13 protein-coding genes and 1 pseudogene are annotated in these 14,865 nt (G+C 43.3%); 3 read left to right on the top strand and 11 right to left on the bottom strand.

The annotated features are described in order from the left end of the window. From UF75_RS19880 to UF75_RS19855, 6 genes are all read right to left on the bottom strand, one after another. Nucleotides 1-2,506 (bottom strand): DUF11 domain-containing protein (locus tag UF75_RS19880; protein WP_045576304.1); only part of this gene is annotated, 2,506 nt, incomplete at its 3' end. A 139-nt stretch (nucleotides 2,507-2,645) separates the two neighbouring features. Then, the gene (gene wecB / locus UF75_RS19875) at nucleotides 2,646-3,728 is read right to left on the bottom strand and encodes a UDP-N-acetylglucosamine 2-epimerase (non-hydrolyzing) (protein WP_045576303.1); all 1,083 of its coding nucleotides are present in this window, start codon (nucleotides 3,726-3,728) and stop codon (nucleotides 2,646-2,648) included. Further along, a complete protein-coding gene (locus UF75_RS19870; RefSeq protein WP_045576302.1) occupies nucleotides 3,725-4,591 on the bottom strand; it encodes a YncE family protein in 867 nt (288 codons plus the stop codon). The genes wecB and UF75_RS19870 overlap by 4 nt, the downstream gene beginning before the upstream one ends. Nucleotides 4,592-4,854: 263 nt before the next feature. Beyond that, on the bottom strand, nucleotides 4,855-5,559 hold the full coding sequence (locus tag UF75_RS19865; RefSeq protein ID WP_045576301.1) for a glycosyltransferase: 705 nt from the start codon (nucleotides 5,557-5,559) through the stop codon (nucleotides 4,855-4,857). A gap of 104 nt (nucleotides 5,560-5,663) precedes the next feature. Further along, the gene (locus tag UF75_RS19860) at nucleotides 5,664-6,599 is read right to left on the bottom strand and encodes an NAD(P)-dependent oxidoreductase (protein ID WP_045576300.1); all 936 of its coding nucleotides are present in this window, start codon (nucleotides 6,597-6,599) and stop codon (nucleotides 5,664-5,666) included. A gap of 87 nt (nucleotides 6,600-6,686) precedes the next feature. Further along, nucleotides 6,687-7,748, bottom strand: coding sequence for an NAD-binding protein (locus UF75_RS19855; RefSeq protein ID WP_045576299.1), 1,062 nt, complete (start codon nucleotides 7,746-7,748; stop codon nucleotides 6,687-6,689). Between the two features lie 198 nt (nucleotides 7,749-7,946). On the opposite strand from UF75_RS19855, the gene UF75_RS19850 reads away from it, so the two are divergent. Further along, nucleotides 7,947-8,942, top strand: a complete 996-nt coding sequence (locus UF75_RS19850; RefSeq protein WP_045576298.1) for a glycosyltransferase family 4 protein — start codon at nucleotides 7,947-7,949, stop codon at nucleotides 8,940-8,942. Between the two features lie 77 nt (nucleotides 8,943-9,019). On the opposite strand, the gene UF75_RS19845 is transcribed toward UF75_RS19850, so the two are convergent. Next, nucleotides 9,020-9,589, bottom strand: coding sequence for a class I SAM-dependent methyltransferase (locus UF75_RS19845; RefSeq protein ID WP_045576297.1), 570 nt, complete (start codon nucleotides 9,587-9,589; stop codon nucleotides 9,020-9,022). 139 nt (nucleotides 9,590-9,728) lie between these two features. Here UF75_RS19845 and UF75_RS19840 point away from each other — a divergent pair, with 139 nt between their 5' ends. After that, nucleotides 9,729-10,718 (top strand): glycosyltransferase family 4 protein, encoded by a 990-nt coding sequence (locus UF75_RS19840; protein ID WP_045576296.1) that lies wholly within the window; start codon nucleotides 9,729-9,731, stop codon nucleotides 10,716-10,718. Nucleotides 10,719-10,996: 278 nt separating this feature from the next. After that, nucleotides 10,997-11,659, top strand: coding sequence for a glycosyl transferase (locus UF75_RS19835; RefSeq protein WP_045576295.1), 663 nt, complete (start codon nucleotides 10,997-10,999; stop codon nucleotides 11,657-11,659). Between the two features lie 114 nt (nucleotides 11,660-11,773). Here UF75_RS19835 and UF75_RS19830 read toward each other — a convergent pair whose 3' ends face one another. From UF75_RS19830 to UF75_RS26505, 4 genes and pseudogenes are all read right to left on the bottom strand, one after another. Further along, the gene (locus UF75_RS19830) at nucleotides 11,774-12,310 is read right to left on the bottom strand and encodes a class I SAM-dependent methyltransferase (RefSeq protein ID WP_082075251.1); all 537 of its coding nucleotides are present in this window, start codon (nucleotides 12,308-12,310) and stop codon (nucleotides 11,774-11,776) included. A 1-nt stretch (nucleotide 12,311) separates the two neighbouring features. Continuing rightward, on the bottom strand, nucleotides 12,312-13,457 hold the full coding sequence (locus tag UF75_RS19825) for a glycosyltransferase family 2 protein (RefSeq protein ID WP_045576294.1): 1,146 nt from the start codon (nucleotides 13,455-13,457) through the stop codon (nucleotides 12,312-12,314). Nucleotides 13,458-13,575: 118 nt separating this feature from the next. Beyond that, nucleotides 13,576-13,959, bottom strand: a complete 384-nt coding sequence (locus UF75_RS19820) for a hypothetical protein (protein WP_045576293.1) — start codon at nucleotides 13,957-13,959, stop codon at nucleotides 13,576-13,578. Between the two features lie 277 nt (nucleotides 13,960-14,236). Then, nucleotides 14,237-14,865, bottom strand: a pseudogene (locus UF75_RS26505) (hypothetical protein); the annotation flags it as partial.

Genomic DNA, 14,865 nt, shown 5'->3' with positions numbered 1-14,865 from the left:
CCGTCACCACTCCGCCGGGAGGAATGACATCATTAGGAGGACTAGCCGGGATACTAAATCCTAACGTGGGATTTAGTCCTACTTGAGGTACTCCATTGATCGTTACCGATCCCGGTATAAAGGCAGTGCCTACCGGAGGTACATCCAGGAAGAATACATTGCTGGCCGCTACATTCCCCTGATTGGTGATGACCGAAGTATAGGTCAGAGTATCCCCTACCGTGGCAAAAGCCTTGTCCACGCTTTTTACTACCGCAAGCTCTCCTAGGATAACCTCGGTTATGGCTGCATTGCTGGTTGTTGTGCCATTTAACGGAGGTAAATTCGGATCGATCTGATACTGGTAGTCTATGGTTGAAGTATTCGTTAACACAGGAAGTGCCGGAGGCACGGGTACTACAGTTACGGTAACCTGAAAGGTTACTGTGACCGTTGCTCCGACGGGAATATCTCCTATTGAGAATCCCGGAGGAATCGGGTTCACCAAGGGCTGTGGGACACCATTGAGGGTTACGCTGCCAGCGACAAAGCTTGTGCCGACTGGCGGGGTGTCTGTGAAGATGACATTCAACAAGGGGACGTTGCCGTTATTAGTGATCACGGTCGTATACGTCAGGATATCTCCTGTGATGGCCGTGGCCTTATCCACGCTCTTGACCACGCTGACGAGCTCTACATTGACCTGGGTTGTCACCGGGTTGCTGCTTGCGGTTCCCGTCACCGGGGGCTGTCCCGGGTCAATTTGGTACTGGAAGATCGTAGTTGCCGTATTGATTAACTGCGCGGGTACAGGGAGTGCGTTGATAATAACCTGGAAAGTTACGGTTGCAGAGCCTCCTGCCGGTAGGTTGCCGATATTAAAACCAGCACTAGGATCGAACCCGGGCTGTGGGACAGCATTTACTGTTACACTATTTGGCACAAAGAGAGTTCCTGCTGGCGGGATATCTTCGAAGAATACGTTAGTGGCCTGTACATCTCCTGTATTGGTAATGATCGTAGCATAGGTCAGGGTATCGCCGATGGTTGCAAAAGCCTTATCCACGCTCTTGACCATCGTGAGCTCCGCTACATTAACCTGCGTCGTCACCTGGTTGCTTATTGCAGAACCATTCAGAACGGGTCCTCCAACGCTACTTTGATACTGGTAGTTCATGGATGCCTGATTGACGATCGGGTTAGGGGTGGGCAGAGCCTCGATTATAACCTGGAATGTAACTGTCACCGAACCACCCGTCGGTATGGCCCCGATATTCACTCCCGTATTGGGGTCTGCACCTAAGACAGGTACTCCATTAAGCGTAAAACTACCGGGCACAAAGGCAGTGTCGGGAGGTACCGTATCGGTAAAAATAACATTGTTTGCATCGACTGGGCCGTTGTTGGGAATAACGACCGTATAGGTCAGAGTGTCGCCTACAGCCGCAAAGGCTTTATCCACACTTTTGACAGGCTGCAAGTTTGGAGCGTTGACATCGATCTGTATGCCAATTGTGTTTGGCATGTAGAGATCCGCGGTAGAACTAAGTCGTAACACTGCGGTAGTTTGGGCGTTTGTCAGGAAGGGGGAAGCATCAACGTTTGTTATATCCCAGCCCTGGCGGCCTGCAACAACATTTGTCAGGGTAAATGGATTTTGGTTTCTAGTCCCGAACGTTCCGGTTGTATCAAGATTACCAGAATCATCATTGATCTGAGAACCAAAAAAGTTAGTTGCCGGGTTGTTAGGTCCCGAAAGTATTCCTAAAGTTGCAACTGTCTGTCCAAAACGTGCTTGGTCTCCACCGTTATTCGCATCCCCTTCCTGAGCGCTTAAAAGAACTCGTCCATTGACCGTGCCAGCAACTGGGGTCTCGAATCCGCTTAAGGAGATATCCGTGCTGGTACCTAATCGAATTATTTCAGCACCTACGAATAAAACTAAATCTCGAGCAGGCAAGCTTGGATTTCCATAAACTACTGCCAAGGTCCAGCCGGCATGGTTCGTGTCATTAGCTGATGCAACTAACGGGTCAACAAGTCCGGGAACACTTGCAGCAGAGTATGTCCCGCCGCCTGCCGCTTGGACGAGACTGGTTACATCGGCAGAACGCATATAGAAGCCTAATGTATTAACACTTACAACCGTTGTTGGCTGATTTGCTGTTGCCGGGTCGGGAGCAATTGTATTGTTTCCCAGAGGGGTGGTAAACGTAATGGAGTTGTTGATTAGCCCACTAATATCCTGATCACGAGTAAGGTAATTACCACCCCAGATGAGTTCAGCATAAAGGATTGTACTGCCGGAGGGAATTGTTAATATCGCCTGGGAACTGTTATCCACATAGTTTAGGGTTGTTCCAAGGGGAAAGGTTGGGACTTGCGATCCTGAAAGCGAAATGAAAGCGCCGATACTACCTTGTGTTCCAGCCTGATTGACATTTATAAATTGACTTAATCCCAGCGTATTTCCGGTGAAGGTTACTGCGCCATTAGTTGTTATTGAATATCTTGAGATAAAAGGCATATTAAACAGCTCCTTTTAGGATACTCGACCTTTTACCATTCTATTTCCCGCAACTAATAAATGTCACATAATATTAAACATATGATCCAACAATGTCTAGTTGGCTGTAATACCAAATAATACCACCATTGCCTGCGGTTTAATTACCCCCACCCAAAAGAAGTTTCACGACTTTCCGGCTTACGTTTTGGACCATGTATTCCGGCGGTGGCTCCCAGTCCCAGCCCTGACTTAAAACCGTTTTTACTGCTCTCGAGATGGTTACTTGTTCACAACCAGCAATCAGATTACTGCCAGCCTCTAAGGTTTCCGGTCGCTCGGTCACATCCCGTAACGTCACATTCGGTATTTTATAAAGACAACACTCTTCTTGGACTGTCCCACTATCACTTAAAACACAGTAAGCATTTTGCTCCAAACACACAAAATCAAACAGCCCTAGAGGTTCCACGACCTGGATGCCGGTTCCGGCGAACGTTCTGTTTTGCTTCTCCAGCTGAGAACGAGTACGTGGATGAAGACTGCAAATAAGTGGCAAGCCATATTCTTTATATAACCTATGAAAAGCGGTAATGAATTTTGCCAGACGTTCCCCGTCATCTACATTTTCAGCTCGGTGTAAGGTTACTAGAAAATAACCTTTGGAGTCCACTCCCATCGTCTGCAGTGCTCGACTTTGTTTAATCCTATCTGCGTAGTGAGTTAGAACTTCCCAAATGGGGTTACCCGTTACATATATGCGTTCCCCTTCAATCCCTTCTCTCAAGAGATTAGCCCGACTTCGTTCCGTGTAAGGCAGTAATATATCACTGCAATGATCCACTACTCGACGGTTAATTTCCTCTGGAACCCGATCATCATAACAGCGGTTGCCCGCCTCCATATGGTAAACCGGGATCCGCAGCCGTTTAGCAGCCATGGCCGCCAAAGCACTGTTGGTATCTCCTAAAATAAGTAGCCGGTCAGGTTTTTCCTGGAGCATCACCTGTTCACACTTGCAGAGGATCTCACCAATTTGGCCCATTAAGCTCGACGCCTGGCTGTCAAGCAAGTAATCTGGAGACCGTAACTTTAGGTCAGAAAAAAATATATCGTTTAACGTTCGATCAAAGTTCTGACCGGTATGCACGAGGATATGATCACAAAGTTCATCTAAGAGAGGAATAATCCGGCTTAAGCGAATGATTTCCGGACGCGTACCTAATATAGTCATAATCTTCATGGCAGGATTCCTACAGTGGCTATGATCGTATTAGTGCTTCCGTCGATGACTGAGACATTGTTTCTACCATACTTTGTAATATAAATTCGATTTGTTGACGGATTCACATTCACTCCTTCTGGAGACACACCTACCGGAATGGTTGCTATAACAACATGGGTAAACCCATCAATAACAGAGACATTGTGACCACCCCAGTTCGTAACATAGATCCTGTTCGTTGTTGGATTTACTCCCACGCCTACCGGGTAGACACCCACAGTAATGGTGGTAATGACTGTATTTGAGTTTCCGTCAATGACTGAGACATTATTGCTGCCAAAGTTTGCCACGTAAATTCGGTTCGTTATGGGGTTCACTCCTAAGCCGAAGGGACCCGAACCAACTATTACGTTTCCAATCAAGGTATTGGTTTTTCCGTCAATAACTGAGATATTATTGCTGCTAGAATTTAGAACGTAAATCTGGTTATGGGCGGAAGGAATCGTCATTCCCAGCGCTCCCGCTATTCCTTCCATACCCGTTGGTAAAAGCTCTAGAGGGAGTATATTATAAACTACAGTCCTATCTCCGGCGGCATCCTTCCCCCAAGCTGAAATCTCTACAGCATCGGTGTTAGTGATAAAATGAAACTCAAAAACGTCAAACTGTGCGTAATAGTTACTATTTGCTACTTCCCCAGGTGCCAAGGTTAGTAAATCCAAAACGTACTCCTTTTTAGTTATTCCAACCCAATAGAACCCACTTATTCGAATGGTAACATTTACTGTACCAGCATTAGAAATTCTTGCCAAGAGTGTTGAACTTGGTCTTACGCCGGAGACTTTAGCATTCTTGATCAATCCGGTTGTTAATAAAGCCATTAATTTGTCTCCTTACTGTGATAATCATTGGATAATAGTAATAAGACGGTTAACCTCCTTAGTTACTACTTTAAATGCCAATAACATTCTGCAGTTCTTTAACACGTCTATTACCTGCAAACAGTATAATGGAATGTATTAGTTATATATTATATGATGGGGTACATGTTAAGTGTACGCATTGAGTACTCTCAGCGATATACTTTCAACGGGTCTTTAAAGCGGAGCTTACCGCTCCCCATCATTCCTCTGCCTAGATGATATTAGGTTAACCACTCGGGGAATAACTGTTTCGCTCTCTCTTGAACGATTGCAGAACATGCTTTATCTGGATTCTGGCTCATATTTTCACCGTGCCAGCGATAAGCCAACAGAGGTTCCGCCAGAAATCCGCAGGAGTAATGCCGTAGGAATCGAAACCACAAATCATAATCATGGGCTTGAGGCAGGCCTTCGTCGAAATTTCCTACTACCTTTAACGCTGAACTGTTCATCATTACGGAGGATCCGTTTATAAAGCAACCTTCCATAAGCTTTGTGACCATTTCCTGTTTGCTGTGATAATACGCTGAATTCACATCATATTGCTGACTACCAATAGCATCAATCACCATAAAGCTTGTGTAGCTGAAACCTAGGCCTGGATCACTTTCCATCAGTCCAACTTGTTTTGACACCTTGTCTTCCATTAAAGCGTCGTCGGCACTTAACCAGCAAATATATTTGCCAGTTACCACTGATAAGCCGAGATTTAAGGCGCTGGGTGTTCCTCCATTCGCCTTATAGATATAATTAACTTTTGAACGATAGGGCTTCACTACTTCGGCCGTTCCATCTGTGGACCCATCATCTATCACTATCACCTCAAGATTTGCATAACTCTGATTAATGACACTATCTAGAGCATAGGGAAGATACCGGGCGTGATTGTACGTAGGGATGACGACACTAACTTTAGGCGTTAGCATTAGTGTTTTCCCTCCTTGTCTTCAGATGGAGTTTCCTACTCCATCTGAAGTTTTCAGTTGAATTTTCCCAGAGACTAAACCGTATTCGATATTCGAAACACGAACTACGAACTACGACTAGGGCGGTTAGCCAGATATATCTTTTTCATCCACTCTACAGTTTTGGGTAATCCTTCTTCTAGCAGCACTTTAGGGCCGTGTGCCAGATCCGCTTTTGCTTTGCTGATATCTGGCCGTTTGCTGACCGTATTGTGCTTATCTTCGGGAAGATATTTAACTAATTTTGGATTACCCTCCGTATATTTAAGCACTAAATCACTTAAATCCTTGACACTGCGATATTCCGTCCCCCCAATGTTATAAACCTCACCAGGTTTAAAGTTATTAGCTGCATTAGCTATGGTCGGAATTAGATCATCTACATACATAAAAACACGGTAGTAACCTTCATAAACTTCATAGGGGATAGCCTGTAATGCTCGATAAATAAAGAGGCAAACAACACTGCGATAGGAATGATAATACTCCCCAGGACCGTAGGCATTGAATAACCGCAGTCTGACAATAGGAGATTCGTATTTTTTTTCAAAGTTGATCACTTGCACTTCATTTGCCCACTTGGTTAAAGCATAATCATTATGCTGAATAATTGTCTTTTTTAGAGGCAAATCTTCTGTCAATAAGGGCTCCATTGCTTCTCCGTAGATCTCAGAAGAACTTGTAAAAATTAATTTAAAGCCCTTCTTTAATTGCCATTCTAAAATGTTGCGTGTTCCAATTACATTTGTTTTCCATAGTGTGTCATAGTAATGCTCTCCATTAATACGGCCAAATTCAGCGGCTAAATGGAAGACATAATCATAGTCTTGCTCAAATACCCGCTCTAACTGTCGATACTCAGAGATGTCCGCCCTAATATATTTTTCTCCAAGATGATGTTGCAAATCAACTTCCCAAACATCATGTCCACGATATTGTAGTACTTCTACTAATCGCGAACCTAACGTTCCTTTACTACCCGTTACTAGGATTTTAGCCATTCTATTTACTCCTTTTTCCACGATTTTATACTAGAAATTGCTTGAATATCCGCTCATAGTTTTCCCAGCAGACCTATGGTCCTTTTATTAAATGCCTAGGGCCTTTTGCCGCTCCAATACTACCCAATCTGCTGCTTGTTCCTCTTTTTTATGATCCTGATTAACCTCGAACTCCTTAATCAGATTAAAGCCCGCTCCAATCAGCTCATCCGATGTAAATAAGGGATCTTCCACCCACACCTTATTTCCGGCCGCTTCTAAAGCTCTGACCAAATCAGCCCCTCTGCTATGCTTAAGATCCTTCACTCCTGTTTTATAGCTCAACCCTCTGACCAAGACTTCTTTACCACTGCCTACCTGTTGTAAGATCCGATCTCGATAGTCCTGATCCGCTTGTTCAGCCCCTTCCAACAAGACTGAGGGACAAACCGCCCGTAAGAAACTCATATCCTTTGGCAGACACTCTCCACCAATACCCCAGTCAGTACCTAGAAGTTCCACGTTATTTTTACTATTAACAGCCATTCTCAGATCGTCATAATCCATTCCTTGAGCAACGCAATATCCATAAATTTCCTGAGCAAAGGCTATATCAACATAGCGCTTAACATTTTCAACCACTTTAGACAGCTCCGCCACCCGGACGTCAGAAACTTCAACTAGAAGAGGAACCAACGGTGTATAAAACTGACGTCCTTTTTCTAAGCAGGTATTTGTAAAAGCTCCCATTACCCGCGGGGTATCACAAACGGTTTTGTCAACACCAAACATTACTCTATGGGGAACATGGATCACGAAGATATCAGTCCCTAATTCAAAGCCTTTTTCTTCCAAAATTTTACGCACACGCTCCATGGTTCCTGGAGGCAACGTCGATTCTATGGAAATCAAAGAGCCCGGAAAGATGATCATTTGTTCTAAAGCCGAAAATAGGTTTTGACCCTGATTACCAGTTGAAGGAGCCATTAACCAAACATCGATCCCTGTTAAAGCTCGATAATCCGTGGTCACCCTATAACCCTTACTCCGTAATTCGTTGACCCTACTCTCATTCACATCCACCCCGATGACCTCTCCCTGAAATTTATGACTAAGGTAAGTGAAAAGATTAAAGCCGATATTGCCCAAACCCACGACACAAATCTTCATTTTTTTGATCCATCCCTTCCCCCTAACTCATCACTATAAGTTATGGAAGTCCACCCCTTGTTGACACAACAGAGATAGACCATCCCCCATAATTTGTCAGGTAATATTAGTTTTAGCTGTTAAGATTGCCACCTTGATACCGGGCCTGACATACACTGATAAGGCAATAAATTTTGTGATAAGTATGGAGGGCAAATTATGAAACTAGTTATTCCAGTCGTGAGTTTGGAAACAGGGGGAACACGTTTTATTTATCAGTTAGCCAATGAAATGGTGGATAAAGGACACAGCGTGGAAATTGTACTTCCTGAAAACGCCTCTGTGGCTTGGCCTGTAAGGGCACAAATTACTCGGGTCAGAGAACTTACTTCTGCTACAATACCGCCTGCGGATTTCATACTTCCAAATTTCTATCCCACTGTTTTTCCTGCCTGGGAATCAAAAAAAGGCCAAGTCGTTCGACTTAGCCTTGGGTATGAGCCTTTATGGGTGGAAGAAAAGGAAAAAGCTTTGGCTTCTTACCTCATAAATGCCCCGATCATTGCCATATCTCAATGGCATCGTCAATTAATTTTACAAGGAACTGGGCGAGATAGCACCGTAATCCCTGGAGGCGTAGACTCTACGGTTTTTTGTCCCTACCCCAAAAAGTCACTCTCTACCGGACGCCTTACAATTGCTTATATCCTACGTTCTAAAGAACATGGCTATACTTGGAAAGGTAGTGAGGACTTTTGGAAAGCCTGCCAGCATTTAGCTCAGTTGATTCCTGCCTTTGATGTTCAAGTTGTCGCTCCGGAAGGGGCAAATTACCAGGCACCCCTTCCCTATGAGATCGTGAAGGCCCATTCTGATAGTGAGATGGCCCATTTCTATGCTCAAGCAGATATTTTTGTGTCGACCTCCTATTTCGAAGCGTTTTCCATGCCTCCATTAGAAGCGATGGCCTGTGGTACAGCGGTCGTAACAACCGATAATGGAGGTAACCGCGACTATGCAAAAAACGGAGAGAACTGTTTACTTGTTCCCCCCAGTGATATTCAACAACTCACCCTTGTGCTAGCTCATCTCTTAACTCAACAAAATGACCGAAATCAACTTGCCCAAGTCGGCCGACACTTCTCCCACTCATGGACTTGGCGGCAATCAGCCGATAAATTTGAAGCCTTACTTTTGCAGTTAGCCCGCACCTAATTATCAGATTTCCACCCTCTATCTCTGCCCACCGGTCTCTGACTTCTGCCCTCCGACCTCCAATTTCTGCCCTCTGTTCAACAATCCTTCCAAGCTAAGAGGGCATCGATAGGCTCAGCGTTCTTACCATAAACCTGTAAGAACGCTTTATTCTTCTGATCGTGGAATTTGCTGAAAATGACAACATTGTACCCACAATTTTGGAAATCCTCAACCTCCCAGCCCGATCGATGCCTCTGGAAGCTTTCTCCCCCTAAACCGTAATGATCAACATCAAGCTGTTGAAAAAACCCTCTGGGGGTAAAGACAATAACTTTTTTGGCTGCAATTTCTTCTGCTTGGCGCAAGACATCCCAGGCAACCTCTTTCTCAAAATGCTCAATAACATCAATCAACGTTACACTATCCAAGGACTTAGGCAGAAATAGTTCGCTCAAGTGTTCTGCCCTGAAATTTAATTTAATAAGTTGTTCAGCATACTTAGCGCGCTCTAAGTATGGCCGATGCGCATCAACCCCAATTTTTATAGGGCAACAAAATTCTTTGAGAGTTTCGCCGACTCCGCAGCCAATATCTAGAACCGTATGGGAATCCGACAGGAGTTCATTAATCGTAGAGAGGAAATCTTGATGATTTACGATATACACCGGCTGAACTTCCTTTCAATGTTAATTTCTTGCTTTATTATGGTATTCAAAATCCCCCTTTAAGTGCCAACTTATATACACAAATCGCCTACTTAAACGCATAGTATGTAGTACTGTAAAGCAAAAGGGAGGACAAACTATGAAGATCGTATTTCCTGTCCTTAGTTTAGAAATGGGCGGGGGGGCGCGTTTTATTTATCACCTGGCTAATGCCCTCCTTGATAAAGGGCATGATGTTGAAGTCGTCATGCCTGAAAAAGGACTCCAAGTGTGGCCCTTACGTGCCAAATTAAGAAGGGTGAAAGAATTAACCCCCTCCTCCATCCCTTCAGCCGATTTCATACTCCCTAATTTCTATTTAACGGTTAGACCGGCTTGGGAGTCTCAAAAAGGCAGGGTAGTACGCCTCAGTCTTGGCTATGAACCCCTTTGGGTTCCCGATTCGGTAACTGCTAAGCAGACCTATCTAATCGGTGCTCCTATCATGTCAATATCTCAATGGCACCGCCAACTTATCCGCCAAGAAACTGGCCTAGAAAGTACGGTGATTTCCGGTGGAGTAGACACTTCGACGTTTCATCCTTATCCTAAACCATCTGAACAAACAGGCCACAAGAACATTTTTTACATCATGCGCGACCCTGTATCTGGATATACCTGGAAAGGAGGCGCAGACTTTTTAAAAGCGGTCACCCGATTAGAGGGTCAGATTAATTTTGAGTTAACCGTATCTATACCAGAGAGTGCCCAATTTACAAGCCCTGTGCCCTGTCGGCTTAAGACCTCAACTACTGACCAAGAGCTCACTCTGCTCTACGCACAGGCAGATCTCTTTGTTTACACTTCTTTCTTTGAAGCGTTTGGCCTACCGCCCCTTGAAGCGATGGCTTCTGGCACAGCTGTAGTGACCACCGATTGTGGTGGAAATCGTGATTACGTTAGGAATGGTGAAAACTGTTTGTTAGTTCCCCCAAGTGACATTGACCAGCTAAGTTCAGCAATCTATTATCTGTTGACACAGGATGCCGAACGTCAGCGTTTAGCCGCCTCGGGCCATCGTTTTGCCCAAGCCTGGTCTTGGCACCGCACTGCGGATCAAGTAGAAGCTTTTTTGCTAAGTGTTAAATAATCCCTATAAAAGCAGTAAAGACTTACTTTTATCCTAAGTCTTTACTGCTTCAAACTTGAAGAGCAATTTTTCCGCATTACCAACCGCTTCCTATGCGGAACGATAACAAGTAACCGCTCACAAACTTGTTTCGACCTAAATTAGAAACGAAACGGGTTAGTTTAGTGCTTGGCCTGTTTTTTTTACTATAACATAAGACCCTGTTTAAATTTACAACCATTTTGATAGTGATTACATACAATATCCATATAATAAATTATACCTTGGGAGAGCAAGATATGGATTATGAAATAATAATAATATCCAACAGGCCTCACCTTAGCCAGGAAGCGCAATTATGTTTAAAGAGCCTTAATAGCAGAGTATTTGATGGCACTAATTATCCCTCGTTTTCAAAAATCGTCAATGATTGTATAACATCGAGCGAATACGAAACAATTATTATATGTAACGACAAAGCAAGGCCAACGCCTAAGGCTGTAGAAAAAATTCTGGTTATGTTGAAAGAAGGCTGGGGGATGGTAGCCCTTTATCGGTTTGGTTTTTTTGGGTTCAAAAAGGATTTAATAAGGAAAATCGGTTTTTTTGATGAACGCTATATTGGCGGCGGCTATGAGGACGTCGATTTTGTTAGGAGGCTGAAAGAGGCCAACATTGGCTATTATGAGAGTGAGGAAATAAACTATATATATTTACCTACATCATGGAATTATGAAAAAACAAATTTCGCCAGAATTCAATACTTTAAAAAATGGAAAGAGGAGGGACATTTTATAACCCGGCAATTAGCTGAGGAAGATTACGATTATGATATAGGACCATTCCAAAACTCAAATTTTATTGAGTACGAAAAATCAGTTTTATTACCGTTCAATGGTAATATTAAAGAATTTATCATGCGCAGGTCTCCCGGGCTATGCTTGGTAGCGACCAAGAATTAGAGCTAAAAACAGTCTAAAGGTGAAAGCAGACATGTTACCACTTTCACCTTTTTCAAATATATTGCTTTTATGAATTTGACTACTGATTATCCTTCTATGATTAACCTTAGTGCCTTATAGCTTTTCCTGCCAGGACAATTGCGCCTGACGTTTTCTGCAAATCGTTAAACCCGGTGAAACCGGAATTGTCATCAGCTCATACGATGATCTCATTTCTCTCAATAACTCTTCTACTGCGAGATAGGCAGTACCGCACCATTCTGGTTGCATCATTTGCTCATTCCCAGGATGGGTATCATGCAACAAAATAAGACCATGTGGCGCTATAAATGGAAAGAAATCCTTGAAATCTTTTAAAACAGCCTCTTTAGAATGATCAGCATCAATGAATAACATATTTATTTCTAGAGGATTAACCTCCATTTCCTTGCCAAACTCATGTGTTGTGCCCTTAAAAAAGCGAGTTTTTGAAGATTGTTGCATATAGTTCCCCGCTTCCGGGCTAATATCCACTCCAATTAATTGTTCTGCAAAGGGAATTATTCGATTGAAAAGCGCACAATGATATAATCCGAGTTCCACATAAACCTTTGGACGCACAAGGCTAGCCAAGTGAACAATAAAGTCTTCATGCCAGTTTAATACCACCACATTATTCAACCTCTTCCTCTAAATTGTTAGCTAATTCTTTATTTATTTCTTGCTTTTTAGACTTTCCTAAAACACCCTCCAAATAATTTTTGTTATACAAGACTTGGGTATTTTCTGGGCGATACTTTCTAGCAATCTCATTATGCTCATAGGCCAACTCATGTTTACCTAAGCGATCATAACAAACACACAACTGTAAATGAGGTAACCACGTCCAACAGGCTTCAATCATGGGTCCCCAGCTATCAATAGGCTTTTCCAATTGAGTTGCAAGTTTGTACCAAAAAACCCCCTGTTCATATTGCTCAGCACTCAGAAAATAAAATCCAATACGACAGCAGAACTCTGCCCTTGGGGAGGCATATTCAAAGGATTTAAAGCTATATTCAAGTTGCTTATCCTTTATTTCTAATTTTTGGTAACAATCAGCCAGCTTTCCGCAAGCTGAAATATTATCCTCAACCCATCCCTTTCCAGTCTCTAAAAATTCCTGATAAGATTCTATCGCCTGACTATAGAGTTGGTGATCAGACAGTTCGTTAGCATAATAATATAAATCACGTGGGGAAAACGATTCCCCATTAGCCTTACGCTTCTTATATATTTTAAGGTTACGGTCAGAATCATCCCCTCCTATCCCTTTGTGTGTCACACAAATATCAGAATTTAAAACATGTCCGTATACCTCCAAATACTCGTGTACAGCACCAATCCATCGGAAATTCCTACTTCGTTTAACCAAGCGATTTCTTCTTAGACTGAACGTAACTGCACCAAATTGGTCGAATGCTAAAAGATAAGGCATATTAACGACGTCCATTAGGGGATCTAAACTCTTCTTCAGTTTCAAAAACTTCTCTCGATCAGACTCTGTAAAAACATCATCTGCATCCAGCCAGACGATATAATCTGTAGTTGCTTTGCTAAACGCAAAATTGCGGGCGGCCGCAAAATCATCAATCCAATTAAAATCAAAGATTTTATCAGTAAATTCTTTGACAATCTCTTTTGTACGATCTGAGGAACCTGTATCAACAATTACGATTTCATCAGGAATACCTTTGACGGAATCAAGACATCTTGCAATTGTAATCTCTTCGTTACGGACTATCATACAGAGACTGATGCTTATTTCTTTACCCTCCATTTTTTCTCTCCTTTAAAACATCATTACTGTATTTATATTCAAAATAAATACATTGGGAAGTTCACTAATAAAAAAACATAATAAAGTCCCTCGGCGTTACCAAGGGACTAAAATCTATCTAATTTAGTCTGTGAATGACAATGGATGCATTTGTAGCGGTTAGAGTTCCTCCAGCACCTGTAGAAAGTGCAACTGTTCCTGAAGATGAGTCATTGTTCTTTAGTGTAGCAGTAGCTCCAGCGTCTGCCTCAAAGATCATCTGTCCATAGTTTGGTAAATTATTCACTAATGCTTGATCTATACCGAATCTGCTCCCCGTTACCTCAGTTCCACCTAAATACACTGCAAATTGGTTAGATGCACCAGATGCGCCAGATGCGCCCACCTGGAATGTTAACAGGTAAATACCTGCATTATCAATCGTAGTGGCGTCATTGGTGATTTTTACTGTGAAGGTTGACGTTGGTCTTCTGGTCCGAAGGACCTGAGTTATCCTTTCCAAATTAGAAGGTATATTATCTTATACTACAAGCCTCGAACGTCCTGTTCGGATCCTTGTTGTTTAATCAAAATACTCTACACATATTTCATTTCATTGATTTATATAAAGAAAGTATTCCTCGACCTATTAAGCTATTGCCAAGAAGTATTGTGGACAGTGTGTAAAATAACTAACCATAATTTTTTTGTTCAACGAAGTCCATTGCGTGGAAAAACCTAAGGCTTGTGTTTTAAAACGCAAGCCTTAGGTTAAGAGGAAGGGGGCATTTAATAATGGCTTAATCTAATTTGTCAATAGTCAATTGCGCGCCAACTTCAGGCGCAGTAGTTAAGGTAAATGGAACAGCGGAACTGTTCCTAAGCGTAATGACATCACCTGCTGCAAGAGTTAAAATCGCCTGACCCGGCACTTGACCAGTAGCGACCAACGCCGTAATTGGAGTTGATGGATCAACTACGCCATTCACTGCAATAGCTATTTCTGAACCTACACCTGCTGTTATGCTCACGCTATAGTCAATCTGATAGTTTCCTGCAAGTGCAACTGTTACTGGAGCTGTGCCCGCAATGTGGACTTCGTTTACAAGCGGACCATTACTGCTAAATAGCACATCTGCTCCGCCAGCTACAACTTGGGCCACAGCGTCAAGTGTATATACATAACCGAAGGCAGCCAAACCCGCTCCTGTGGCCCCTGTGGCTCCTGTTGCTCCCGTTGCTCCTGTGGCTCCTGTGGCTCCTGTGGCTCCTGTGGCTCCTGTGGCTCCTGTGGCTCCTGTCGCTCCTGTCGCTCCTGTAGCTCCTGTAGCTCCTGTTGCTCCTGTTGCTCCTGTTGCTCCTGTTGCTCCTGTTGCTCCTGTTGCTCCTGTTGCTCCTGTTGCTCCTGTGGCTCCTGTGGCTCCTGTTG

This window comes from Desulfosporosinus sp. I2, from assembly GCF_000960765.1.
Classification (GTDB): Bacteria; Bacillota; Desulfitobacteriia; order Desulfitobacteriales; family Desulfitobacteriaceae; genus Desulfosporosinus.
This window is presented reverse-complemented; position numbering and strand designations above follow the sequence as displayed.

What these genes read in the sequence shown, in the direction of transcription:
- wecB (WP_045576303.1), bottom strand. Translation starts at nt 3,728, where the DNA reads ATGAAGATTATGACTATATTAGGTACGCGTCCGGAAATCATTCGCTTA.
- UF75_RS19870 (WP_045576302.1), bottom strand. Translation starts at nt 4,591, where the DNA reads ATGGCTTTATTAACAACCGGATTGATCAAGAATGCTAAAGTCTCCGGC.
- UF75_RS19865 (WP_045576301.1), bottom strand. Translation starts at nt 5,559, where the DNA reads ATGCTAACGCCTAAAGTTAGTGTCGTCATCCCTACGTACAATCACGCC.
- UF75_RS19860 (WP_045576300.1), bottom strand. Translation starts at nt 6,599, where the DNA reads ATGGCTAAAATCCTAGTAACGGGTAGTAAAGGAACGTTAGGTTCGCGA.
- UF75_RS19855 (WP_045576299.1), bottom strand. Translation starts at nt 7,748, where the DNA reads ATGAAGATTTGTGTCGTGGGTTTGGGCAATATCGGCTTTAATCTTTTC.
- UF75_RS19850 (WP_045576298.1), top strand. Translation starts at nt 7,947, where the DNA reads ATGAAACTAGTTATTCCAGTCGTGAGTTTGGAAACAGGGGGAACACGT.
- UF75_RS19840 (WP_045576296.1), top strand. Translation starts at nt 9,729, where the DNA reads ATGAAGATCGTATTTCCTGTCCTTAGTTTAGAAATGGGCGGGGGGGCG.
- UF75_RS19835 (WP_045576295.1), top strand. Translation starts at nt 10,997, where the DNA reads ATGGATTATGAAATAATAATAATATCCAACAGGCCTCACCTTAGCCAG.
- UF75_RS19825 (WP_045576294.1), bottom strand. Translation starts at nt 13,457, where the DNA reads ATGGAGGGTAAAGAAATAAGCATCAGTCTCTGTATGATAGTCCGTAAC.